The organism is Methylobacterium variabile, from assembly GCF_001043975.1.
Taxonomy (GTDB): domain Bacteria; phylum Pseudomonadota; class Alphaproteobacteria; order Rhizobiales; family Beijerinckiaceae; genus Methylobacterium; species Methylobacterium variabile.
In genome coordinates this window covers 35310-59017 of the sequence record NZ_LABY01000059.1, presented here as the reverse complement: position 1 = coordinate 59017, position 23708 = coordinate 35310, and the positions used below count along the sequence as shown (strand labels likewise).

The following is a 23708-nucleotide window of genomic DNA, read 5'->3' as shown; positions in this document are numbered from 1 at the left end:
GACAAAATTCAAATATAATTTCAATTTTTTGATATATATCAAAGTAAAACTACAGCAAAAATAACATATTCTTATCTCAAATGTAATTTTTCGCCCGATAATATTCTTTTATTTTTCCGATAAAATCTGCAACTGAAACACACTAGTCAAATTTTCCGCCATCGTAGCTCGGGAGGGCGCGTGCATGGACGGCACAGTCGCAATGGATCATCCGGCGATTGCCCGGTATCCACTCATGGAGCGGCCGTATACCGGCTTTCTCCTGGCTCTGATGGCCGGCTCGATGGACGCCTGGACCCTGTCCCAGGCTCAGACCTTCGCGACGGTGCAGTCTGGCAACGTCGTGCAGAGCGGGTACCGCCTCGTGCAAGGAGATTGGCAGGCCTTCTCCTTCTCTGCTCTGTCCGTGCTTGCCTTCGGCATTGGCTCCGCCGTGTGCGGCGCGCTGATGACCAGCATGTTACGCAAGGGCGAGGTGTTTACGCCGATCGTGTTGCTCGCGATCTGCGCCGTGCTCGTCGGCCTCGGCCTCGGCGCACGCTCCGGCGCTGTTGAGCCGCAATACATCGCCTACGGCATCAGTTTCGTCGCCGGCGCACAGGGGAACGCCTTCCACAAGGCCCGCGGCATGCTGTTCGGTGCAGTGGCCGTTACATTCGTGGTCCAGATGGCGTTCAACTTTGTCGTGCAGTCTTTGTTCTCGGAGACTGGGCCCAAGGGCAAGTCGAACCTGAGCTGGGCAGGAATATTCTTCCTGACTCTTCTCGGTTTCGCGGGCGGTGGTGCCATCGGCTACCTCGTCGACCAGCAGTTTGCCGGCGCCGCGATTTTTCTGCCCGCCGCGATCGCCCTCATCATCGGCCTGATTGCCTTCGGGGAATCCAGGAAGGTGGATCCTGACCCGACGCCCGGGGGCCTGATCGGCTGACCGGATTTCGGATGGAGCCGGACCACGGCATCTACTTCTCGCGTGGAGGAAAGCATGACCGAGTTGAAAGAACCGATCCGCGGCAGCAAAGGCGCCACGATCGTGGGGCCGCGCAATCCCGCGGTCGAGGCGCAGAATCCCGACCTCTTCATGCCACCGGAATCGGATCACGGCGGCATTCCGAACCTCAAGTTCCCCTTCTCCATGGCCCACATGCGCCTCGAGGACGGCGGCTGGGCGCGCGAGGTGACTCAGCGCGAGATGGGCGCTCTGAAGGAACTGGCGATCGTCGACATGCGCCTCCCTCCGGGCGTGGTGCGCGAGCTTCACTGGCACAAGGAAACCGAGTGGGCCTATGTGCTGCAGGGCAAGGTGCGCTTCTACTTGGTGGACCACGACCGCAACACGCTGATCGAGGATCTGGAGGCGGGCGATCTGTGGCTGGCGCCGCCCGGCATTCCCCATGCCATCCAGGGCCTCGAAGAAGGCACCGAGTTCGTGCTCGTCTTCAACGACGGCAACTTCTCCGAGAACGAGACTTTCCTCGTGACGGAATTGTTCGCTCACAACCCGACCGAGGTCCTGTCCCGGAACTTCGGCGTGCCGAAGGAAGCGTTCAATGGCCTTCCGGACCACGAGAAGTACATCTTCCGCCTGCCGGTTCCGCCGCCTCTCGAGGAGGTGCGACGTGCTCTGGGCAACGCGTCCTTCACCGATAAATATGTCTTCCGCGCCTCCCAGGTTCAGCCGACCCGCTATCCGGGCGGGGCAGGCACCGTGGTCGACTCGTCGAACTTCAAGGTCACCAATCTGGCTGCCCTGTTCATCGACCTCGAACCTGGCGGCATGCGAGAGATACACTGGCACCCTGAAGCGGATGAGCTTCAATATTACATCAGCGGGAAAGCACGAATGACCGTCTTCGATGCGGTCAACAACGCTCGGACATTTGATTTTGCGGCCGGAGACGTGGGCTACGTCCCCAAGACCCTTGCCCATTACATTGAGAACATCGGCGACGAGCCGATGCGCGTGCTCAACATCTTCCATAAGCCGGAATATCGCGACGTGTCGCTGAACAACTGGCTGGCGCTCACGCCACGCCATCTCGTGCAAGGCCACCTCGACGTGGGCGATCCGCTCATGTCTTCGCTCCGCGCCACCCGTCAAACCATCACAAAGGGCTGACATCCCAACTCACCGGAGGAGCGTACGCGCTCCTCCACCTCGCCGGGACCAGTGTCGCGCGCCTGACATTTGCGACGAAGGGTTGTCAGTGGCGCCAGTGTCGAGCGGTCGCAGGCAGGAGCGCCTGACGCTGGCCAGGAGGGTATCAACCGATTCACCCCAGCGGAGCGGCGTGAGACGGCTTTCGTGCGGCACCAGCCGGCGAACGCGAAAGCCTCGAGGGCGTTAGACCTTCTACGAACACCGGACGCCCCCGACGATGCTCCGCAGCGCCCTCACCTGGCTCGGCACGCTCGCCCTCTACCTCCTGCTCGCCGGCGAAGCCGGCTCCCACGAGGTGGCGACCGGGATCGTCGTGGCGAGCCTGATGACGGCCTGGGCCTGGCGGATCCGCACCGCTGCGAAGCGGCACTTTCGCGTCTCGTGCGCCCACCTCGCCCCCTGGGGCCGGGCGCTCGCGGGCTTGGGACCCGCGACCCTGCGCACCGGCGCGGTACTGGCGCGCGCGATCCTCGTCGGCACCCATCCGGGTCACGCTCACCGCCGGCCGTTCCGGCGCGGGCCGGAGGACGAGCCGGCCGAGCGGGCCCGGCGGGCCGGGGCCGTGCTCCTCGCCTCGCTCGCGCCCGACAGCTTCGTGCTGCGCGCCGATCCCGGTCGCGACGAGGTGCTGATCCACGCCCTCGGCGAGACGCCCCCGCCGGCCGATCCGCGGTGGCTGGCATGACGGGGCTCTGGCTCGCCGCCGCTCTCGCGCTGCTGCCTGCCCTCGGCCTCGCGGTCGCGGCAGCGGCCCGCGGCGCCCTCGCCTTCCGCCTCGTCGCGGTGCAGCTCGCCACCTCGGTCGCGGTGCTGCTCCTCGTCGTGATGAGCTTTGCCCTCGACCAACCCGCCACGATCGACCTCGGGCTCGTCCTCGCGGTGCTGACCCTGCCCGGCACCCTGCTCTTCGCCGTGTTCCAGGAGCGCTGGCTGTGAGCGTCCTCGTCGGGCTCTGTCTCGCTCTCGCGGTGCTCGCCGCCTGGATCGGCACCCTGGCGCTCTGGCGGCTCACGACCCCGTTGGGGCGCCTGCACACCGTCACGTTCGTCAACGTCGCCGGGGGCGCAGCCCTCGTCCTCGCCGCCTGGCTCACCGACGGTCTCTCGCCGCGAGCGCTGAAATGCACCGCGATCTGGCTGGCGACCCTGCTCATCGGTGCGCTCCTCTCGCACGTCACCGGTCACGCGCTGCACATCCGCGACGGGGAGCGGCGATGAGGATCCCTGCATGAGAATCACTGTATGACCTGGCTCGTCGCCGGTCTCCTGATCCTCGCCGCCCTCTCGGGCCTGCTCGTGGTGATCACCCGCGACCCCAGGCGGCAGGTCTACGCGCTCGCCGGCAACGGCCTCGTCCTCGGGCTGCTGTTCCTGGCGCTGGAGGCGCCCGACGTGGCCCTGTCGGAGATCGCCGTCGGCACGGCGGTGACGCCGTTCCTGTTCCTGGTCGCGCTCGCCGCCATCGCCACCGACCGGGTCGGCCGATGAGCGTGCGGCTCCGCCTCGTGGTGCTCATCCTCGCGCTCCTGGCGCTGGCGCCGGCCGTCGCCCACGTCGCCCTCGCCCTGCCGGGCTTCGGCGCGCCGATCTCGCCCTACGGGCAGGCGGTGAACGCCCTGCTGCCGGAGCTGCGACACGTCACCAACATGGTCGCGGCGGTCAATTTCGACGTGCGCGGCATCGATAGCTTAGGCGAGGAATGCATGCTGCTCTGCGCCGTGACCGGCGCGACGGTGCTCCTGCGCGGCGCCCGCGGCGAGAGCGGGGCCGAGCGGGCGGGCCACGTGCCAGGGCGACCGGTGATCCCGCGCGCCGACGCGACGGTGCTGACCTGCCGGATCGCCGCGACGCTCACCCTGCTGCTGGGCCTCTCCGTCGTGCTCCACGGCATGACGACGCCGGGCGGCGGCTTCCAGGGCGGGGTGATCATCGCCTCGGGCCTGCTGCTCCTCTATCTCGGCGAGGGCTACGCGGTGTGGCGGGCGCTGGTGCGCGGGCCGGTGCTCGCCCTGCTCGAGGGCGGCGGCGCGCTGCTCTACGTCCTGGCAGCGGCCCTGCCGCTCGCCATGGGCCGGCCGGCCCTGGAGAACATCCTGCCCCTCGGCACCCTCAAGGACCTCTATTCCGGCGGGCTGATGATCGTGGTCAACGCCGCGGTCGCCCTGTCGGTGACCGGCAGCTTCGGGCTCCTGCTCCTCGAGTTCATGGAGGAGACCCGCGCGCCCGACCACGATTCCGTGCCCGACGAGGAAGGCCGATGAGCGCATTGCCCTGGTTCGTCGCCGCCTGGCTGTTCGGGATCGGGCTCTACGGACTTGCCACCTCGCGCCACGCCGTGCACCTCGTCGGCTGCCTCACCGTGTGCCAGTCGGCGACCTACGTGCTGCTCCTCGGCCTCGGCTTCGTGGACGGCGCCGGGCCGCCGATCTTCTACGACCACCCGCCCGGCACGCCGGCGGTCGACCCGATCGTGCAGGCGCTGGTGCTCACCGACATCGTGGTCGGCGCCGCCGTGTCGGCGCTGCTGCTGGCCGTCGCCGTCCAGGTGCAGAAGCGCCGCCACACCCTCGATCCGCAGGTCCTGCGCCCCCTGCGCCCGCCCGAATCCACGCCCGAGCGGTCCAGCCGGTGAACCCCGACGCCGCTCTCGCCATCGCGGTGCTGCTGCCCCTCGGCGTCGCGACGCTGATGCTCAGCCTCGCCCACTGGCTGCCGCCGCGCCTGCCGAAGGTCGTCGCGATCCTGACCGCGCTCGCCGTCTGCGGCTTGTGCGCCTGGCTCGCCCGCCACAGCCTCGACGGGCCGGTGCGGCACTGGTTCGGCGGCTGGACGCCCGACGCCGCGCATCGGCCGGGCGTCGTCCTCGGCATCGGCTTCCAGGCCGATCCGGCGAGCGCCGCCCTGGCGGCCTTCTGCGGCCTGCTGTTTGCCGCCGCCTTCGTCTTCGCCTGGGGCTATTTCGACGCCGAGCACGCGCATTTCCAGGTATTGATGCTGCTGTTCCTCGCGGCGATGGTCGGCTTCTGCCTCACGCGCGACCTGTTCAACCTGTTCGTCTGGTTCGAGCTGATGAGCGTCGCGGCCTTCGCGCTCACGGCCTACCCGCTCGGCCGCAGCGCGCTGGAGGGCGCGTTCACCTTCACGGTCACCAACGCGCTCGCGAGCTTCCTGATGCTGGCGGGAACCGGGCTGCTCTACGCCCGCACCGGCACCCTCGACTTCGCCGCCATGGGCCGGGTCGTCGCCGGGATCGTCGGCGACCCGGTCGTGACCGGCGGCTTCGTGCTGGTGGCCGGGGCCCTCCTCACCAAGGCAGCAATCCTGCCGTTCCATCTCTGGCTCGCCGATGCCCACGCCGTCGCGCCGAGCCCGGTCTCGGTGATCTTCTCCGGCGCGATGGTGAGCCTCGGCCTGTTCGGCCTCGCCAAGCTGGTGGCGCAGGTCTTCGCCGGCGATCCCGCCGTCATGGGGCTGGTGCACGGGCTGATGCTGTGGCTCGGCCTCGCCACCGCCCTCGTCGCCGGCCTGATGGCCTTCGCGCAGCGCCACCTCAAGCGGCTGCTCGCCTTCTCCACCATCGCGCATCTCGGCATCATGCTGACGGCGCTCGCGGCCGACAGCGGCACCGCGAAGGCGGGCCTGCTCCTCTACATGGTCGGCCACGGCCTGGTGAAGGGCGCGCTGTTCATGGTGGCGGGCACGCTGCTTGCCCTGCGGCACTCGGCCGACGAGATCGTGCTCTACGGCCAGGGCCGGGGCCTGTGGTCGCCGGCCCTGGCGATGGGGCTCGGCGGGCTCCTCCTCGGCGGGTTGCCCCTCGGGCTGATGCACGGCGCAACCGGGCTGATGGAGCACGAGGCCGGCCCGCTCGTCACCACCGGCACGACCCTCGCCACCGCCCTCACCGGCGGCGCGGTGCTGCGCGCCGCCGCCCGGATCTTCCTGCGCGCCAGCGGCGTGCCCGGGCCGGAGCTCCTCGCTCCGACCGAGCGCGAGCGCGAGAAGCCCGACCGTCCGCTCTGGCTGATGGCCCTGCCGGCCCTCGCCCTCGTCGCCCTGGCGCTCGCGCCCTACGACACCGTCGCGCCGTTCCTCGGCGCCGCGGCGGCGCGCCTCGCCGATCCGGCGGCGCCTCCCCTGGTCTTGCCGCCGGCCGAACTCGGCAACCTCGCGCCGATCGGGCTGACGCTCGGCTTCCTGGCCCTCGCCCTCGCACGCCGCCGCGCGCTGTCACGGACGATGCGGCGGATCACCGGCGTCGAGCGGGCGGCCTTCGGGGGGCTGCAGGCGCTGCACAGCGGGCTGGTGAGCGATTACGTGACGTGGATGGCGGTGGGCCTGGCGCTGTTCGCGGTGGCCTGCGCGATGGCTTGAATGGGCTGAAGAAGATGCCTCCGTGCAAGGGTCGGCCCCCGCGTAGGCGGGGGAGCCGCGGGCCGGTCACGGGCGCAAACCATGCCGATGGGTCGATCCCCGCGTAGGCGGGGGAGCCTCTCCCTGCGAAGCAGCTGATGCCATTCACGATATCAAAGAACGCCGTCAACGACGGAGGAGAAGCGTGCCACAGGCCCGTCCGGACCCGTGGATCGCCCCCTCGGCGCCGTCGCGGTTGGCCGCACGGACGAGGCTCTCCCGCCGACGCGAGGCGCTCGCAGGCTCGGGCCGGATGCGTCGCAGGGGTGGAGCGGGCACCCGAGGAATGCCCGCTCCCGCGGGGCGGCGTCAGGCCGCCCCCGGCAGGCGGTAGTCCCGGAACTGGTCGCGGAGGGCCGTCTTCTGGATCTTGCCGGTGGCGGTGTGGGGGATCTGCTGCACCACCACCACGTCGTCGGGCATCCACCACTTGGCGATGCGCGGCGCCATGAAGGCCAGGATGTCGGCCTTGTCGGGTACCCTGCCCTCCTTCGGCACCACGATGAGCAGCGGACGCTCGTCCCATTTCGGATGCTGCACGCCGATCACCGCGGCCTCCGCCACGTCCGGGTGGCCGACCGCGAGGTTCTCGAGGTCGATCGAGGAGATCCACTCGCCGCCGGACTTGATCACGTCCTTCGAGCGGTCGGTGATCGCCATGTAGCCGTGCGAATCGATGGTGGCGACATCGCCGGTGTCGAAGAAGCCGCGATCGTCGAGGATCGGCTCGTCGCTGCGGAAATACGCCTTGGCGACGGCGAACCCCGCGACCTTCAGGCGCCCGAAGGTCGTGCCGTCCCAGGGCAGGTCGCGGCCCTCGTCGTCGGTGAGGCGGAAGTCGACGCCGAAGGGGGCGTAGCCCTGCTTCATCTTGAGGTCGAGGCGGGCGTCGCCCTCGAGGTGGGCGACCTCGGGCTTGAGCGAGCAGTAGGAGCCGATCGGGCTCATCTCGGTCATGCCCCAGGCGTGGTCGACGGTGACGCCGAAATCGCGCTCGAAGCGCTCGGTCATCGCCCGCGGGCAGGCCGAGCCGCCAATCACCACCCGCTTCAGGTGGCTCAGGCGCTTGCCGGTCGCGTCGAGGTGCTGGAGCAGGCCGAGCCAGACGGTCGGCACCGCCGCCGTCACGGTGACGCCGGTGGTCTCCAGGATCTCGAGCACCGAGGCACCGTCGAGCTTCGGGCCCGGCATGACCAGCCCGGCGCCGGACATCGGCGCCGCGAAGGTGAAGCCCCAGGCATTGGCGTGGAACAGCGGCACCACCGGCATCGCCATGTCGGTGGGCTTGAGCGCGATGAAGGCCGGGTTGTTCACCATCAGCGCCAGGAGCACGTTCGAGCGGTGCGAGTAGAGCACGCCCTTCGGCAGGCCGGTGGTGCCGGAGGTGTAGCACAGGCCCGCGGCGGTGTTCTCCTCGAAGGTCGCCCAGGCGAAATCGTCGTCGGCCTCCGCCAGCCAGTCCTCGTAGGCGACGGCGTTGCGCAAGCTCGTCTGCGGCATGTGGGCGCCGTCGGTGAGGACGACGTAGCGCTCGATCGTCGGGAGCTTGTCGGCGAGGCGCTCGATCAAGGGCACGAAGGTCAGGTCGAGGAGCAGGATACGGTCCTCGGCGTGGTTGATGATGTAGGCGATCTGCTCCTCGAACAGGCGCGGGTTCACCGTATGGTAGATCGCGCCGATGCCGGTGATGCCGTACCAAGCCTCGAGGTGGCGCCAGGTGTTCCAGGCCAGGGTCGCGACCCGGTCGCCGAGGCGGATGCCGTCGGCGGCGAGGCGCTTCGACAGGCGCAAGGACCGCTGCCGCACCTCGGCGTAGTTCGTCCGGTGCATCGGCCCCTCGACCGAGCGCGAGATGACCGGGCGGGCACCGTGCTGCACGGCGGCGTAGTCGATGACGCGGTGGATCAGCAGGGGCCAGTCCTGCATCAGGCCGAGCATGGCGTGTCTTCCTTCCCTCTGGGGACGCTCGCGGGCGCGCCCTCGATCACCGGGGCTTGGTGCCCGCGGTCTTGCGGGCAGCTTATGGCAGCGGTGCCGGGGCGGCTAGAGCGGTGCCTGGGCGCATCCCGGGGATCGGCGGCGGCCGGGCGTGGCGCCGAGATGGTTCTGATGTAAACTATCGCCATGACGGCATCCTCGCGCCCCCACCCCCTGCCCGGAAGCGGCTCCCCGGCCGAGGCCGACCCGCTGCGGGTCTGGTTCCGCTTCATCCGCCTGCACCGGCGCGTCTCCGCGGCGGTGGCGGCGGAGCTGAAGGCGGTCGGGTTGTCGATCCCGCAATTCGACGTGCTGTCGACCCTGTCGGAGCGCGAGGGCCTGACCCAGCAGGACCTCGCCGAGCGGCTCTACGTCACGAAGGGCAACGTCTCGGGCCTGATCGACCGGCTGGTCGAGGCCGGCCTGGTCGAGCGCCGCCCGATCCCCGGCGACCGGCGCTCCCACGCCCTGCACCTGACCGAGGCCGGGCTGGCGCTCGCCCGCGCCGGCATCGCGGCCCAGACGGCCTACGTCGCCCGCACCCTCGGCCGCCTGCCCCCCGGGGACGTGGCCGAGCTGGAGCGGGTGGTGCTCGCCTGGCGCGACGCGGCCCGGGCCGACGGCGCCTGACTCACCTTGGGGCATTGCCATCCGCCCTCCTATTTGTATGAGTATATCGCCCGGTGCCCGCGTGAGGCGCGCCGGTCCAGCCGCCCGCGCGAGGCGGCGCGACGGAGGGAACGCGGATGCGTGCATGGATCACGGCGCTCGTTTGCGCCTGCGCCCTGCCGGCGGGTCTCGTGCCGGCAGCGGCCGGAGAGGCCCGGAGGGCGCCGTTCGGGAGCCTGCCCGACGGGCGCGCGGTCGAGGAGGTGACGCTCGCGAATGGCGGGCTCACCGCGCGGATCCTCACCTGGGGGGCGCTGCTGCGCACCCTTGAGGTGCCGGACCGGACGGGCCGGGCGGCGGACGTCGTGCTCGGCTACGCCGATCTCGCCGGCTACCTCAAGGCCCCGAACTACTTCGGGGTCAGCGTCGGGCGCTACGCCAACCGCATCCGCGCCGGCCGCTTCAGCCTCGACGGCACGGCGTACACGCTCGCCCGCAACGACGGCCCGAACGCGCTCCACGGCGGCCGCGAGGGCTTCGACAAGCGGCTGTGGACCGTCACCGAGGTCAAGGACGGCGCCACCCCCTCGATCACCCTGCGCTACGTCAGCCCGGACGGCGAGGAGGGCTATCCCGGCACCCTGACGGCGAGCGTCACCTACGCCCTCGACGCCGCCGGCACCCTCGCGGTGGAGTACCGGGCGACCACCGACAAGCCGACCATCGTCAACCTGACGAACCACAGCTTCTTCAACCTCGCGGGCGAGAATTCCGGCCGGACGATCCTCGACCATGTCCTGACGATCCCGGCCGAGCGCTACACCCCGGTCGACGACACCCTGATCCCGACCGGCGAGATCGCCCCGGTGAACGGCACGCCGTTCGACTTCCGGACGGCGACGGCGATCGGCGCGCGCATCCGCGACGGTCGCGACCCGCAGATCGTGCGCGGGCGCGGCTACGACCACAACTTCGTCGTGACGGCGGCCCCGACCAACGAGGCCCACCTCGTGGCCCGCGTCGAGGACCCGGCCTCGGGCCGGGTGATGGAGGTGTCGAGCAATCAGCCCGGCGTGCAGTTCTACGCCGGCAACTTCCTCGACGCGACGGCGGTCGGCAAGTCGGGCCTGTCCTACCGCCAGTCGGACGCGCTGGCGCTCGAGCCGCAGGTGTTTCCCGACACCCCGAACCAGCCCGCATTCGGCAGCGCACGGCTCGATCCGGGGGCGACGTACCGGAACATCATCACGTACCGGTTCTCGAGCGGGGCGCGGTAGGCGGCCGAGGATGCCGTTCAGAACTCCATGTCGAGTTCCTCGATCTCCTCCGGCTCGTCCGCCGCCGCCGCGATCCACTCGCGCATCAGGTCCCAGGCCATGATCGCGTCGCGGTAGGCGGCGCAGTCGGGCGGCAGGGCGACGCCGTAGGTGACGAAGCGGGTGCAGACCGGGGCGTACATCGCGTCCGCCACCACCGGCCGCCTCCCGAACAGGAACGGTCCCCCGTGCGCCCTGAGAGCCTCCTGCCAGATCTCGACGACCCGGGCGATGTCGGCCTGGGCGCCGCCCCAGAGCTTGAAGTCGGCGTAGCGGGCCCGCAGGTTCATCGGCAGCGCCGAGCGCAGGTTGATGAAGCCGCCGTGCATCTCGCCCGAGATCGCGTGCGACCAAGCCCGGGCCGGCAGCGCCTCCGGCAGCAGCCCGGCCCGCGGCCACACCTCGGCGAGGTACTGGGCGATGGCCAGCACGTCCCAGACCCGGACGGCGCCGTGGGTCAGGCGCGGCACCAGGAACGACGGCGAGAGGTGCAGGAGCTCGGCCCGGCTCGCCGGGTCGCCGGACAACACCTCGACCGCGAGGTCGAGCCCCGCCATGCGGCAGAGCAGCCAGCCCCGCAGCGACCAGGACGAGTAGTTGCGGCTTGAGATCGTCAGCGTCGCCTCGGCCATCCTCGTCCTCCCCGGGGGCGATCGACCCGCCCCGCGCTCGGTCGGCCCTGACGATCCAAGACTCGTGCCGGCCCGAGGCGCGTGCTGAGCCAGAATGCGTACCGACCGGAACCGGCGCTGCGATGCCCGGGAGCAATCCTCGCAGAGTTCGGCCGGCCTTTGAACAGATTTGGCTCGGACTTGGCTCGAACTTGGCTCGGGGCCTGTCTCGAACTCGACACGGGACAGACTTGGCACGGGGGTCGCATCAGGCGAACCAGGAACCGGCGGCTGTTTGTCGCCGAAAGTCCGGTCGCCGGGGATCGGACCGTGCCTTACGCTGGGTGACGGGCCGCACCCCGTGCGCGTCCGTGAGGGAGTGCCCGGGCCGATGCTCTACGATACCTTCGAGGTCCGCTCCGACGCGGCCGCGGCGACTCGCGCCTGGGGACGGGTGCTGCACGACGGCATGACGCCCTGGACGCGCGCCGGATACGGCCCGCCCGTGACCTGGGTCGCCGCCGCCGCCCGGATGATGATGCGGGCCGGCCTCACCCATGCCCGGCCCGCCTACGGGATCGAGGCGGTGCGAATCGGCAACCGCGACGTGCCGGTGACCGAGGAGCCGGTGGTCTCCACGCCCTTCGGCACCCTGCTGCGCTTCCGCAAGGACCTCGTCAGCGAGCAGCCCCGGGTTCTGGTGGTGGCGCCCCTGTCGGGCCACTTCGCCACGCTCCTGCGCGGCACCGTCCGCACCCTGCTCGCCGACCACGACGTCTACATCACCGACTGGCACAACGCCCGCGACGTGCCGCTGAGCGCCGGCCGCTTCGGCTTCGACGACTACGTCGCCCATCTGGTGCAGTTCCTCGAGGCGATCGGCGAGGGCGCCCACCTCGTGGCGGTGTGCCAGCCCGCCGTGCAGGCGCTCGCCGCCGCCGCCGTGATGGCCGAGAGCGGCAACGCAGCCCACCCGGCCAGCATGACCCTCATGGCCGGCCCCGTCGACACCCGGATCAACCCCACCAAGGTCAACGAGCTCGCCACCTCGCGGCCGATCGCGTGGTTCGAGCGCAACCTGATCGCCACCGTGCCGCGCCGCCACGCGGGGGCCGGGCGGCGGGTCTATCCCGGCTTCATGCAGGTCGCGGCCTTCATGTCGATGAACGCCGCGCGTCACATGCACGGCCACCTCGACCTCTTCTGGCACCTCGCCGAGGGTGAGGGCGACGCGACGGCGCGGGCCAAGGCGGCGCAGATCGAGACCTTCTACGACGAGTACTTCGCGGTGCTCGACCTCGCGGCGGAGTTCTACCTCGAGACGGTCAAGACCGTGTTCCAGGACGCGACACTCGCCCGGAACCGGCTGACCTACCGGGGCGACCCCATCGATACGCGGGCGATCCGCAGGACCGCCCTGATGACCGTGGAGGGCGAGCGCGACGACATCTGCGCCGTCGGACAGACCGTGGCGGCCCACGACCTCTGCACCGGCCTCAAGCCGTTCCGCAAGCGCCACCACCTCCAGGCCGGCGTCGGCCATTACGGCGTCTTCTCCGGCCGCAAGTGGGAGAACCAGACCTATCCGCTGGTGCGCAGCTTCATTCAGGCCAACGCTTGACGTGACCACGCCCCGCCTCATGTAGAAGACAGGGCGCGCCCGGGGTGAGATCCGCGCCCGGGCACGGCCGCTCAAATTTCGGTCAGGCGGCCACTCGCCGGTTGGAAGTCGCGGCGGAGTGGTGTATGGCCCCGATCAGGCGCTTACCGTGCGCCGACAGCTTGCGCCGGGCTCCGGTGCGACCGCGATGCAAGACCAGCCCCTCCCGGTCCCCAGAGGTCCGGGGCGTGGGGCGCATTTCGGTTTGCCGGGCAGGCAGCCATCCGGGCGCGTTCCGCGCAAGGTCGGCCACGATTCGGAATCTTTGACAGAGGACATACACCCTTGCAGGTACTCGTTCGGGACAACAACGTCGATCAGGCCCTTCGCGTGCTCAAGAAGAAGATGCAGCGCGAGGGCATCTTCCGCGAGATGAAGCAGCGCAAGGCCTACGAGAAGCCGTCGGTGCGCAAGGCCCGCGAGAAGGCGGAGGCTGTGCGCCGCGCCCGCAAGCAGGCCCGCAAGACCGCGATCCGCGAGGGCCTGATCGCCGCGCCGAAGCCGAAGCCCCGCGTCGGCGCCCCCCGCCGTCCGGCCCCGGCCGCCGCTGCCCCGGCCGCTGCAGCTCCGGCCGCCAACGCGTAAGATCGACGGTCGGCCCCGCGCGCACGCGCCGCGGGGCTCGTTCCGAGCCGATGAGCCCGACGCCGCGAGGCGTGCGGGCTTTTCGCGTTTCAGGCTGCGGCGGCGAAGGTCGCCCGCTCGGCCTCGAGCAGCACGTCGAGGGGCCGCCAGGGCTTCTGCATGTAGACGGCGTGATCCGGCACGGCCTGGGGAGCTCCCGGCCGGGACGTCACCACCAGGCGCACGTCGGGCCAGTCCCGCTCCACCGTGCGGGCGAGGGTGGCGCCGTCCATCTCGCCCGAGAGCTGCATCTCCGTGAACAGCAGCGCGACCTCGGAGCCGTGCTCGCGCATCACCGCGAGCGCGTCGGCGGCGCTGTCGCAGGCGATCACGTCGAGATCGGTCTCCTCCAGGATCGCCGCGGCGAAGTCCCGAACGGATTCATCGTCCTCCACCACGACGGCGATCGGAGCGGTGGGTGCTGCTCTGCCCATGAAGCCTCCTGTCGTATTTCTCGAGTCTTGTTAGTTCCCGGATGCGCGCGAGGGCTCGGGATGGACGCTGGATCGATCGGCGGCCCGGCGAATCGCCCGATCGCCCCGATGCGCGAAGCGGGGCGGGCGGAATCAACGGAGCGGGGATCGGGCCCGGCGCGGATCGTGTGCCGGGACGGCGGACGCAAGCCGGCTACGCGAACACGCCTGCGCGAGCATCAACGGTTCAATCCTGACATTGATCCCGGCAAAAGGTCTATACGTCCGGCGACGGCGAATGCACCGGGCGCAAGCCGGGCCCCTGCCCGCGCGTTGGGCATGCTGCGGTGCATTAACGAGCTGTTCACCGTGATGAGGAGAATGTTACCGTCCGATGACGGCGGCGGACGAGGCACGGCCCGGGGCGGGACCGGCATCCGCCGCGGGAGGTGAAGAGCCGATGTGCCGCTTCCTCGCCTACCACGGCGACCCGGTTTATCTCGACGAGCTGGTCTGCGCGCCGACCCACTCCCTGGTGCACCAGTCGCTGCACGCCGCGGAGGCCCAGACCGAAACCAACGGCGACGGGTTCGGTATCGGCTGGTACGGCGAGCGGCCGGAGCCGGGCCTCTACCGCGACGTGCGGCCGGCCTGGTCCGACGAGAACCTGCGCAGCCTCTCGCAGCAGATCCGCGCCCGCACCTTCTTCGCCCATGTCCGCGCCTCGACCGGCACCGCGACCACCCGGGCGAACTGCCACCCCTTCGCCCATGGCCGCCACCTGTTCATGCATAACGGCCAGATCGGCGGGTATCCGCGCATCCGCCGGCGGCTCGAGGCGCTGATCCCGGACGCCCTGTACGAGGCGCGCCAGGGCACCACCGATTCGGAGGCCCTCTTCCTCCTCGCCCTCGCGCACGGCCTCGACCAGGACCCGGTCGGCGCCATGGCGGCAAGCCTGGCGGCCGCCCGCACCCTGATGCGCGAGGCCGGGGTGGACGAGCCCCTGCGCTTCACTGCCGTGCTCACCGACGGCGAGAGCCTCACCGCCTACCGCTGGGCCTGCGACGGCCGCCCGCCGAGCCTGTACTGGCGCGAGACCGGCACCGGCCTCGCGGTGGTCTCCGAGCCGATCGACGGCCGCCGCGCCGGCTGGGCCGAGGTGCCGAAGGGCGGAACCCTGCTCGCCCGCCCGGGCGAGCCGGTCCGCGTGGTCGGGCCCGACGAGGGCGGCCTGCGGGCGGCGGCCTGAGGGCTCCGGGCGCTCAACGTCGCTCCGCGCTCACCGGGAACGCGAGAGAGCCCGGACCCGCCGGGAGTAAGCGGCGGTGACGGGGCGCGATCCGAACCTCACGCCGCCCGGACCTCGCCCAGGAAGGCCGTGACCGACTCCGCCAGCAGGGCGGAGTTCTGCGCCAGCACCTCGGCGACGGCGCGGACCTGATCCGACTGGGCGGCGCTCGCCAGGGAGGCGGCCCGGACCTGGTCGATGCTCGCCGCGACGCTGCGGGCCTCGGCGCTGGCGCGGTCGATGTTGCGGCCGATGCCGGCGCTCGTCGCCTCCTGGTCCTGCATCGCGCCGCGGATCTCGTCGGCGAGGCGGCTCGTCTCGGCGACCGCCTCGATGATCGTCCCGATCTCCTGGGCGGTGTGCCGGGTCGCGCCCTGGATCGCGGCGATCTGGGCGGCGATGCGGTCGGTCGCGGCCGCGGTCTGGCCGGCGAGGGCCTTGACCTCGGCGGCGACGACCGCGAATCCCTTGCCGGCGGTGCCGGCCCGGGCCGCCTCGATGGTGGCATTGAGCGCGAGCAGGTTGGTCTGCCCGGCGATGGACGAGATCAGGTCCGCCGCCTCGCCGATCTCGCCCGATGCGCTCACCAGGCGCTGCACCGTGGCGGCGGTGGCTTGGCTGCGCGCCAGGGTCGCGCTCGCCATCTCGCTCGCCCGGCCGACCCGGCCGCCGACGCCGGCGGCGGATTGGGCGAAGTGCCGGAACGCGCCCTCGACCGCGTCGACCGCCTGGGCAGCGACGCCGGAGGCCCCGGTGACCGCGCCGGATTGCTGCTCGACCTCGTGGGCCGCCCGTGACAGCACGTCGGCGGTGAGCTCCATCTCGCGGGTCGAGGCGTTGAGCGCCTCGGCCGCCTGCGACGCGCGGGCCTCGAAGGCCCGGCAGGCCTCCTCCAGCCGCTCGGCCCGCCGCAGCTCGACCCCGGCGCGGGCCCGCTCGACCGCCTGCGCCGCCGCCTGCTCGCGCAGGGCGGCCTGGAACACCGCGAGCGAGGCGGCCATCTCGCCGATCTCGTCGCGGCGCCGGGTGAAGGGCACGGCGACCGCGAGGTCCCCCGCGGTGAGGGCCTGCATCGTGCCGCGCAGGCGATGGAGCGGACGGCGCACCTGCGACAGGCTCACCCAGAGGGCGCCGGCGACCGCGAGGATGAGCCCGAGGACCGGCACCGCGACCAGGGCCACCGCCTCCTGGCGGCGCGCCTGCCGCACGGCCTCGCGCTCGGACTGGAGGCGCTCGAGCACCGCGTCGCCGAGCGTGAGGATCCGGGCCACCATCCGCTCTCGGCTCCGGATCGTCGCCTCGTCGGCAGCCTGGATCTGGGCCGCCTTGGGCGACAGGGTCTGGCCGAGCTCGGCGGTGTCGCGCTGGTAGGCCAGGAATTCCTGCAAGGTGAGCGACAGCGCCCTCGCCTCGCCCTCGTCGAGGTAGGGTCCGAGCGCGGCGAAGAAGGCCGGGCGCTCCGCCTCGAGCGCCTCGAGCGCCCCGCGCAGCGCCCCGAAGCGCTGCTTGGCCTCGGCCACGTCCTCGGCCGCCACCAGGGCCTGCACCGTGACCACGACGTGCTCGATGAGCTGGGCCAGGGTGCGGGTGTGCAGGGCCGCCTCCCAGGCCGCCTCCACGGCGCCCGCGCGTCGCTGCTCGTTGTGCGAGAGGGAGATCGCGAAAGCGGCGATGCCGGCCGCGACGAGGATCGGCAGCCCGACGACGATGCCGAGCTTCTTGCCCAGGGTGAAGCGCATGGGACGCACCGGGAATTGTTCTGATGCCGCGCCTCTACGACGACAGAACCTTACGCGGCCTTAAATGAAGCCGTCTAAGCATCAATATGACGAATTCATGTATTTTCCGACCAATTTGCCGCTGAATTGTGCGAAGGCGCGAAGATCGGTGCGAAGATTTGCTTATTATCGCCCCGCACAGATCTTTGATTAGCAATTTATTCCTAATCTTCAAGTCGAACTTCATGCATCGAGGTAGCGCCGGCGCAGATGGCCGAGGAAGATGTCGGCCGAGAGCGGCCGCCCGGTCGCCAGCGTCAGGATCTCCTGCGTGCCGAGCGCGCTGCCCTTCTGGTGCACGTTCGCGCGCAGCCAGCCGACGAGCGGCGCGAAATCGCCCCGGGCGAGGCCGGGGCGCAGGTCTGGTTCCGCCGCGCAGGCGGCCTCGAACAGCTGGGCGGCCATCATCGCCCCGAGGGTGTAGGTCGGGAAGTAGCCCCAGGCGCCGCCGGGCCAGTGGATGTCCTGCAGGCAGCCCCGGGCGTCGTCCGGCACGCTGAGGCCGAGGAGCCGGTGCATGCCGTCGTTGAACGCCCCCGGCAGGTCGTCGATCTCCATCTCGCCCCGGATCAGCGCCCGCTCGAGGCGGTAGCGCAGCAGGATGTGGGCCGGGTACGTCACCTCGTCGGCGTCGACCCGGATGAAGCCGGGCTCGACCCGGGTGTAGTTGCGGTAGAGGGCGTCGGCCTCCCAGGCCGGCCCGGTGCCGCCGAAGGCCTCCCGCACCAGCGGTGCGAGGTAGGCGACGAAGTCGCGGCTGCGGCCGGCCTGCATCTCCAGGGTGAGCGACTGGCTCTCGTGCAGGCTCATGCCCCGGGCGGCGCCCACGGGCTGGCGGCGCCAGGCGGCGGGGCGGCCCTGCTCGTAGAGGGCGTGGCCGGTCTCGTGCAGCACGCCCATCAGGGCGCGGGCGAAGTCGGTCTCGTCGTATCGGGTGGTGATGCGCACGTCGTCGGTCGCACCGCCGCAGAACGGGTGCAGGCTGACGTCGAGGCGGCCGCGGGCGAAGTCGAACCCCGCCGCCCGCATCAGGGCGAGCCCGACCTGGCGCTGGGCCTCGACCGGAAACGGCCCCGCCGCCACGGGTGCGGGTCCCGCCGCCTCCTGGCGCGCCCGCGCCGCGGCGATCAGGTCCGGCAGCTCGGCCTCGAGCACCGAGAAGAGCGGGTCGATGTCGGCCTGGCGCAGGCCCGGGTCGTAGCTGTCGAGGAGCGCGTCGTAGGGGGAGAGGCTCAAGCGCTCTCCCTTCGCCCGGCCGATCTCGCGCTGGAGCCGCAGCACCTCGGCGAGGTCCGGCCTCAGGAGGGCGAAATCGGCCGTGCGGCGGGCCTCGCGCCAAGTCATCTCGGCCCGCGACACCGCCCGCGAACTCGCCTCGACGAGGTCGCGCGGCACCGCGGCGGCGTGGATGTAGGCGCGGCGCATCTCGGCGAGGTTCGCCCGCTGCCAGTCGTCGAGACCGTCCTCGTCGGCGGCCGCGGCGAGGCGGTCGGCGGTGGCGGGATCGGTCAGGAGGTCGTGGGCGAGGCCGCGCAGCACCGCGATCTGGTCGCCGCGCCCCTCCGCCGCCCCGTCCGGCATCAGCGTCTGGGCATCCCAGCCGAGGATGCCGGAGGCGTCCTCGAGGGCGCTGATGCGGGCGAAGGTGGCTTCGAGGGCGCGGTAGGCCTGCATGGCAAGATCCTGGTCGGGCGGGAATCGTCGCCGGGTTGTCCGACACCGGCCGGTGGCCTGGCAAGGATCGCAGCAAGGATCAGCCGCGGCCGGGGAAGAGACCTGGCGCTCGAAGGGCCCGGCTCCTCCTTGATCGCGCCCCGCCGGCAGGATAGTTTTCCCTGATGCGCCCGTTCTTCGCCATCACCCTGCGAATGACCCGGCCCGACCGCGCGAGGTCCGGCCGGAGAGGGTGACGCGCGCCAGCGCGCGACAGGCGAGAGCGCCGAACCCAGCCCTTCCGTGCCGAGCGGGAGGGCTTTTTCGTATCGACGGGTTCGGCGCGTCCACCCTCTCCGCACGGGACGCCCCCATGTCACGCCGCATCCTCGTCACCAGCGCGCTGCCCTATGTCAGCGGCGCCAAGCATCTCGGCAACCTCGTCGGCTCCCTGCTGCCCGCCGACGTGCACGCGCGCTTCCACCGCCAGATCGGCAGCGACGTGCTCTTCATCTGCGCCACCGACGAGCACGGCACGCCCACCGAGATCGCGGCGGCGCGGGCCGGGCTCGATCCCCGCCGCTTCTGCGACGGCGAGCACGCCCGTCAGGCGGACACCTACCGCCGCTTCGGGCTGAGCTTCGACCATTTCGGCCGCTCCTCCGCCCCGTCCAACCACGCGCTGACCCAGCACTTCTACCGTCGCCTCGACGAGGCCGGGCTGATCGCCGAGCGGAGCGTGCCGCAGATCTGGTCGCCCGCGGACGGCCGCTACCTGCCCGACCGCTACGTGCTCGGCACCTGTCCCCATTGCGGCGACGCGGATGCGCGGGGCGACCAATGCGACGCCTGCGGCACCCTGCTCGATCCCGTGGACCTGGTCGCGCCGCGCTCGGCGCTCTCGGGCGACACCCGGCTGGAGCTGCGCGAGAGCCGCCACCTGTTCCTGCGGCAGTCGGCCCTCGTGGACCGCCTGAACGGCTGGCTCGACACCCGCGCGGGCTGGCCGCCCTTCGTCGTCTCCCTCGCGCGAAGCTGGCTGACCGCCGACCTCAAGGACCGCTGCATCACCCGCGACCTGTCGTGGGGCGTGCCGGTGCCGTGCCCCGGCTTCGAGGGAAAGGTGTTCTACGTCTGGTTCGACGCGCCCATCGCCTACATCGCCGCCACGCAGGACTGGGCCGCCGCCCGGGGCCGGGAGTGGCGGGACTGGTGGTGGGGCGAGGCGGCGCGCGAGACCCACTACGTCCAGTTCCTGGGCAAGGACAACGTGCCCTTCCACGCCGTGAGCTTCCCCTGCACCCTGATCGGCTCGGGCGAGCCGTGGCACACGGCCGACGTGATCAAGGGCTTCCACTGGCTCACCCACGAGGGCGGCAGGTTCTCGACGAGCCAGGGGCGCGGCCTCTCCTGCGAGGCGGCCCTCGCGGCGCTGCCCGCCGACCTGTGGCGCTGGTGGCTGATCGCGAACGCGCCCGAGGGCGCCGATGTCGACTTCCGGGCCGAGCGGTTCGTGGCGGACGTGAACAAGGACCTCGCGGACGTCTTCGGCAACCTCGTGCAGCGGGTGACGCGCTTCGCGGCGACGGCCTTCGAGGGGCGCGTCCCGACCGGAGGAGAGCCGGGCCCGGCCGAGCGCACGCTGGCGGCGGAGGCCGGGGAGCGCGTGGCCGCGATCCGCCGGCATCACGAAGCACGGGAATTCCGACGCGCGGCGGCCGAGACGCGGGCGCTCTGGACCCGGGCGAACGCCTACGTCCAGGATGCCGCGCCGTGGTCGACGCTCCGGCACGACCGCCCCCGGGCGGCGGTCACCACCCGCGTCGCGCTGGGCCTCATTGAGGTCTGCGCCGCCGTGGCCTGGAGCATCGTTCCGAGCCTCGCCTCCTCGGCCATCGCCGCGGTCGGCGGGAGGGCCGCGGACGTGCCGGCATGGCCGAGCGACGTCGAACGCCTGATCCTGGGCGACCGGAACTCCGGCGCTCCCTTGGCCCCGTCCTTCGAGCCGGTCGTGAAGCTCCGCGCCGAGGATCTCCGCCCATCCCGTCGCTAAGGGCGCGCGATGCGCCCTCCTCGGGGTGCGGAGAGAGGCGGGAGCAGCCGCTCGCTCACGGCTCCACCCGGCGCAGCACGAAGGTCGTCCCGATCTCCGGGTCGCGGCGCCAGCGCCCCTCCCCCACCGGGATCAGCTCGACGCTGTGGCCGCGCCGCGCGACGAGAACGAGGCGCCCGGCATCGTAGTGCCAGGCCGTGGGGTCGAACAGGGCGAGGCCCGGGTCGCGGCAGCCCTCCTGCACCTGTGCGCCGTCGGACTTGAGCGCGACCCGGCAGACGTCCTTCTCGACGAAGCGGTCGAGGGTGTAGAGGCCGGCGACGGCGGTCGCGCTCGCCGGGGCGCCGGCCCAGGTGTCGCGGGGGATCGGCGGGGAGGACAGGGCCGCGGGCGTCACCAGCGGCGCCTCCGGGGCGGCCGGCCGCGCGCCGGCCTGGGCCAGGCTGTAGCGCTCGCCGCTCGGGGCCTCGGCGCTGCGGGGGCCCTCGCCGTCCGGGCCTGCGAAGGCCAGCACCGGCTGGCCCTCCCGGTCGAGGAACTGGATCAGATCGCCCTCCCGGCGCCAGCCCGCGATGCCGTTGACCACCGGGAGCGCCCGCCGGCAGCCGGCCGGAAATCGCAGGGCCTGGCCGACCGGGCCGGCCTCCGCCGCCAGCATCAGGCCGCAGCGGCGGAAGCTGCCGTCGAGGGCCAGTTCCCACGGCCCGGCCGCCCCGGCGGCCTCGCGGGGCGGGCCTAGATCCTGCGCCGCCGCGCCCCCCGCCCAGATCGCCAGACCGAGGACGGGGAGGAGGCGGCGCAGGCACATGGCTCGGGTCTCTCGTAGGGTCAGGCCTTCCAGGGTGTCTCGGCCACGGGGGTCACCGGACCCTTGCCCTGGAACCAGGAGGTCAGGTTATCAACGACGAGCTGGCCCATTGCGTTGCGCGTGTGAATCGAGGCCGAGCCGACATGGGGCAACAGGACCGCGTGCTCCTGGGCGATCAGGGCGTCCGGAACCTTCGGCTCGTCGGCGAAGACGTCGAGGCCGGCGCTCTGGATCGTGCCGTCGGCGAGCGCCGCGGCCAGCGCGTCCTCGTCCACCAGGGTGCCGCGGGCGACGTTGATCAGCACGCCCTCGGGCCCCAGCGCTTCCAGCACCTCGCGGCCGATCATGTTCTTGGTCTCGGGGCCGCCGGGCGCCACCACCATCAGCACGTCGCAGGCCTTCGCCATCTCGAGGAGCGACGGATAGTAGGTGTAGGGCACGTCCGCCTGCCGGGTGCGGCCGTGATAGGCGATCGGCATCCCGAAGGCGACGAGGCGGTGGGCGATCGCCCGGCCGATGCGGCCGAGGCCGAGGATGCCGACCGTGCGCCCGCGCAGGGTGCCGGTGAGCGGATAGGGCTTCTCCAGCCACTTGCCCTGGCGCAGGTAGCGGTCGACCTGCGGGATCTGCCGCACGGTGGCGAGCAGCAGGCCGACCGCGAGGTCGGCCACCTCGTCCGTCAGCACGTCCGGGGTGTTGGTGACCATCACGCCGCGCCGCCCGCAGGCCGCGGCGTCGATCGTGTCGTAGCCGACGCCGAAATTGGCGACGATCTCGAGCTTCGGCAGCCGGTCGAGGAGCGCATCGTTCACGTGGACGTGGCTCACCGCCATGCCGCGAATCCGTGGGCCCACCTCGTCGAGGAAGCGCTCCTTGTCCTCGGCCTTGTCGCCGCGGTGGAGGGTGAAGAGCCTCTCCAGGCTGTCGGTCACCAGCGGCATCATCAGCCGCATGATCAGCACGTCTGTGGACTTCAAGCCTGTCTCCCGGTGGTTTCTTGCGCATCCGACGATGGGCGCATGGCGGAGGCGCTTGATCTTGCGCTCCGCGCGCCCGATGATGGCCGCCAACACGAGAGGCGGCAAGACAGGCCGCCCCGTTCTACGGGTTGAGGAAACACCCCCATGAGCGCCAGACGCCCCACCGAGGGCCCGCCTGTCGTGTGTTCGTCGCCTGCCTGTGGCAGCGCTGCCGTTCCGGCCCGCGCGCCGCGCGCGGCCTTGTCCTGACTAGAACACGAACACGAGGAGCCGATGGCCGGGCTGGAAATCAGGAACGTGCGCAAATCGTTCGGGGCCACCCCGATCCTGCACGGCGTCTCGATCGACATTCAGGACGGGGAGTTCGTCATCCTGGTCGGCCCTTCGGGCTGCGGGAAGTCGACCCTGCTCCGGATGATCGCCGGGCTCGAGAACATCACGGCGGGCGAGATCCGGATCGGCTCGCGGGTCGTCAACGCGGTGCCGCCCAAGGAGCGCGACATCGCCATGGTGTTCCAGAACTACGCGCTCTACCCGCACATGACGGTGCGGGACAACATGGCCTTCTCGCTCAAGCTGAGGAAGGCCGCCAAGGAGGAGATCGCGACCCGGGTGAACCGCGCCGCGGCAATCCTGGGGCTGGAGAAGCTCCTCGACCGCTACCCGCGCCAGCTCTCCGGCGGCCAGCGCCAGCGCGTCGCCATGGGGCGGGCGATCGTGCGCGACCCGCAGGTGTTCCTGTTCGACGAGCCCCTGTCGAACCTCGACGCCAAGCTGCGCGTGGCGATGCGGGCGGAGATCAAGGAGCTGCACCAGCGCCTGCGCACCACCACGGTCTACGTCACCCACGACCAGATCGAGGCCATGACCATGGCCGACAAGATCGTGGTGATGCATGACGGCGTGGTCGAGCAGATCGGCGCGCCGCTCGAGCTCTACGACCGGCCCGACAACCTGTTCGTCGCCGGCTTCATCGGCTCGCCGGCGATGAACTTCCTCAAGGGCAAGGTGGCGGGCGATTCGTTCCGCACCGACGGCGGCCTGACCCTGCCGCTGCCGACCCGCGGGGCGCGCCCCGCCGACGGGATGCCGGCGGTCTACGGCCTGCGGCCCGAGCACGTGCGCCTGTCGGAGGGCGGGGTCCCGGTCGAGGTGGCGGTGGTGGAGCCCACCGGCTCCGAGACGATGGTGCTGGTGCGCCCGCCGGGCGCCGGGACGCAGGACATCTCCAAGGAGGTCGCCCGCGACATCGCCTGCGTGTTCCGGGACCGCATCGGCGCCGGCCCGGGCGAGCGGATCAGCATCACGGCCGATCCCGGCCTCGTCCACCTGTTCGACGCCGACAGCGGCCGCCGCCTGAACTGA

The 23708-nt window shown here is 71.2% G+C and carries 23 protein-coding genes; 16 read left to right on the top strand and 7 right to left on the bottom strand.

Annotation, left to right across the window (positions count from 1 at the left end):
• The first annotated feature begins 184 nt into the window (after positions 1 to 184).
• From VQ02_RS10025 to VQ02_RS09985, 9 genes are all read left to right on the top strand, one after another.
• Positions 185 to 928: a YoaK family protein gene (locus VQ02_RS10025; RefSeq protein ID WP_048444038.1), complete on the top strand. Its 744-nt coding sequence runs from the start codon at positions 185 to 187 to the stop codon at positions 926 to 928.
• A gap of 54 nt (positions 929 to 982) precedes the next feature.
• A complete protein-coding gene (locus VQ02_RS10020) occupies positions 983 to 2116 on the top strand; it encodes a cupin domain-containing protein (protein WP_048444037.1) in 1134 nt (377 codons plus the stop codon).
• Between the two features lie 259 nt (positions 2117 to 2375).
• A complete protein-coding gene (locus VQ02_RS10015) occupies positions 2376 to 2843 on the top strand; it encodes a hypothetical protein (RefSeq protein WP_048444036.1) in 468 nt (155 codons plus the stop codon).
• The gene (locus VQ02_RS10010) at positions 2840 to 3094 is read left to right on the top strand and encodes a monovalent cation/H+ antiporter complex subunit F (RefSeq protein ID WP_048444035.1); all 255 of its coding nucleotides are present in this window, start codon (positions 2840 to 2842) and stop codon (positions 3092 to 3094) included. The genes VQ02_RS10015 and VQ02_RS10010 overlap by 4 nt, the downstream gene beginning before the upstream one ends.
• Complete coding sequence (locus tag VQ02_RS10005) at positions 3091 to 3375, top strand: monovalent cation/H(+) antiporter subunit G (RefSeq protein WP_048444034.1); 285 nt, start codon at positions 3091 to 3093, stop codon at positions 3373 to 3375. The genes VQ02_RS10010 and VQ02_RS10005 overlap by 4 nt, the downstream gene beginning before the upstream one ends.
• Positions 3376 to 3399: 24 nt before the next feature.
• Positions 3400 to 3645: a hydrogenase subunit MbhD domain-containing protein gene (locus VQ02_RS10000; protein WP_048444033.1), complete on the top strand. Its 246-nt coding sequence runs from the start codon at positions 3400 to 3402 to the stop codon at positions 3643 to 3645.
• Positions 3642 to 4418 carry an MnhB domain-containing protein gene (locus VQ02_RS09995; RefSeq protein ID WP_048444032.1) on the top strand — a complete coding sequence of 259 codons (777 nt, stop codon included), beginning with the start codon at positions 3642 to 3644 and terminating at the stop codon, positions 4416 to 4418. Before VQ02_RS10000 ends, VQ02_RS09995 begins: the two co-directional genes overlap by 4 nt.
• Positions 4415 to 4789 carry a sodium:proton antiporter gene (locus VQ02_RS09990; protein ID WP_048444031.1) on the top strand — a complete coding sequence of 125 codons (375 nt, stop codon included), beginning with the start codon at positions 4415 to 4417 and terminating at the stop codon, positions 4787 to 4789. Before VQ02_RS09995 ends, VQ02_RS09990 begins: the two co-directional genes overlap by 4 nt.
• Entirely contained in the window at positions 4786 to 6531 is a 1746-nt protein-coding gene (locus VQ02_RS09985; protein ID WP_053080303.1) for a complex I subunit 5 family protein, read from the top strand. Before VQ02_RS09990 ends, VQ02_RS09985 begins: the two co-directional genes overlap by 4 nt.
• Before the next feature lie 348 nt (positions 6532 to 6879).
• On the opposite strand, the gene VQ02_RS09980 is transcribed toward VQ02_RS09985, so the two are convergent.
• Positions 6880 to 8508 carry a long-chain-fatty-acid--CoA ligase gene (locus VQ02_RS09980; RefSeq protein ID WP_048444030.1) on the bottom strand — a complete coding sequence of 543 codons (1629 nt, stop codon included), beginning with the start codon at positions 8506 to 8508 and terminating at the stop codon, positions 6880 to 6882.
• A 186-nt stretch (positions 8509 to 8694) separates the two neighbouring features.
• On the opposite strand from VQ02_RS09980, the gene VQ02_RS09975 reads away from it, so the two are divergent.
• Together VQ02_RS09975 and VQ02_RS09970 are read left to right on the top strand one after the other, a co-directional pair.
• Positions 8695 to 9177 carry a MarR family winged helix-turn-helix transcriptional regulator gene (locus VQ02_RS09975; RefSeq protein WP_048444029.1) on the top strand — a complete coding sequence of 161 codons (483 nt, stop codon included), beginning with the start codon at positions 8695 to 8697 and terminating at the stop codon, positions 9175 to 9177.
• A gap of 116 nt (positions 9178 to 9293) precedes the next feature.
• Complete coding sequence (locus VQ02_RS09970) at positions 9294 to 10433, top strand: aldose epimerase family protein (protein ID WP_048444028.1); 1140 nt, start codon at positions 9294 to 9296, stop codon at positions 10431 to 10433.
• Between the two features lie 17 nt (positions 10434 to 10450).
• Here VQ02_RS09970 and VQ02_RS09965 read toward each other — a convergent pair whose 3' ends face one another.
• Positions 10451 to 11104, bottom strand: coding sequence for a glutathione S-transferase family protein (locus VQ02_RS09965; RefSeq protein ID WP_048444027.1), 654 nt, complete (start codon positions 11102 to 11104; stop codon positions 10451 to 10453).
• Positions 11105 to 11474: 370 nt separating this feature from the next.
• Here VQ02_RS09965 and VQ02_RS09960 point away from each other — a divergent pair, with 370 nt between their 5' ends.
• Positions 11475 to 12704 (top strand): polyhydroxyalkanoate depolymerase, encoded by a 1230-nt coding sequence (locus VQ02_RS09960; protein ID WP_048444026.1) that lies wholly within the window; start codon positions 11475 to 11477, stop codon positions 12702 to 12704.
• A gap of 324 nt (positions 12705 to 13028) precedes the next feature.
• Positions 13029 to 13328, top strand: coding sequence for a 30S ribosomal protein S21 (gene rpsU, locus VQ02_RS09955; RefSeq protein WP_048444025.1), 300 nt, complete (start codon positions 13029 to 13031; stop codon positions 13326 to 13328).
• Positions 13329 to 13417: 89 nt separating this feature from the next.
• On the opposite strand, the gene VQ02_RS09950 is transcribed toward rpsU, so the two are convergent.
• Complete coding sequence (locus VQ02_RS09950) at positions 13418 to 13801, bottom strand: response regulator (RefSeq protein WP_048444024.1); 384 nt, start codon at positions 13799 to 13801, stop codon at positions 13418 to 13420.
• Between the two features lie 439 nt (positions 13802 to 14240).
• Here VQ02_RS09950 and VQ02_RS09945 point away from each other — a divergent pair, with 439 nt between their 5' ends.
• Complete coding sequence (locus VQ02_RS09945; protein WP_048444023.1) at positions 14241 to 15032, top strand: class II glutamine amidotransferase; 792 nt, start codon at positions 14241 to 14243, stop codon at positions 15030 to 15032.
• Positions 15033 to 15130: 98 nt separating this feature from the next.
• Here the strand turns inward: VQ02_RS09945 and VQ02_RS09940 are convergent, their stop codons facing one another.
• Positions 15131 to 16810 (bottom strand): methyl-accepting chemotaxis protein, encoded by a 1680-nt coding sequence (locus tag VQ02_RS09940; protein WP_048444022.1) that lies wholly within the window; start codon positions 16808 to 16810, stop codon positions 15131 to 15133.
• A gap of 222 nt (positions 16811 to 17032) precedes the next feature.
• Entirely contained in the window at positions 17033 to 18523 is a 1491-nt protein-coding gene (locus VQ02_RS09935) for a carboxypeptidase M32 (protein ID WP_048444021.1), read from the bottom strand.
• A 352-nt stretch (positions 18524 to 18875) separates the two neighbouring features.
• Here VQ02_RS09935 and metG point away from each other — a divergent pair, with 352 nt between their 5' ends.
• Entirely contained in the window at positions 18876 to 20555 is a 1680-nt protein-coding gene (gene metG, locus VQ02_RS09930) for a methionine--tRNA ligase (RefSeq protein ID WP_048444020.1), read from the top strand.
• A gap of 55 nt (positions 20556 to 20610) precedes the next feature.
• Here the strand turns inward: metG and VQ02_RS09925 are convergent, their stop codons facing one another.
• Together VQ02_RS09925 and VQ02_RS09920 are read right to left on the bottom strand one after the other, a co-directional pair.
• Positions 20611 to 21363: an AprI/Inh family metalloprotease inhibitor gene (locus VQ02_RS09925; RefSeq protein ID WP_053080302.1), complete on the bottom strand. Its 753-nt coding sequence runs from the start codon at positions 21361 to 21363 to the stop codon at positions 20611 to 20613.
• A 20-nt stretch (positions 21364 to 21383) separates the two neighbouring features.
• Positions 21384 to 22340, bottom strand: a complete 957-nt coding sequence (locus VQ02_RS09920; protein WP_209436995.1) for a 2-hydroxyacid dehydrogenase — start codon at positions 22338 to 22340, stop codon at positions 21384 to 21386.
• A gap of 276 nt (positions 22341 to 22616) precedes the next feature.
• On the opposite strand from VQ02_RS09920, the gene VQ02_RS09915 reads away from it, so the two are divergent.
• Positions 22617 to 23708 carry an ABC transporter ATP-binding protein gene (locus VQ02_RS09915; protein WP_048444019.1) on the top strand — a complete coding sequence of 364 codons (1092 nt, stop codon included), beginning with the start codon at positions 22617 to 22619 and terminating at the stop codon, positions 23706 to 23708.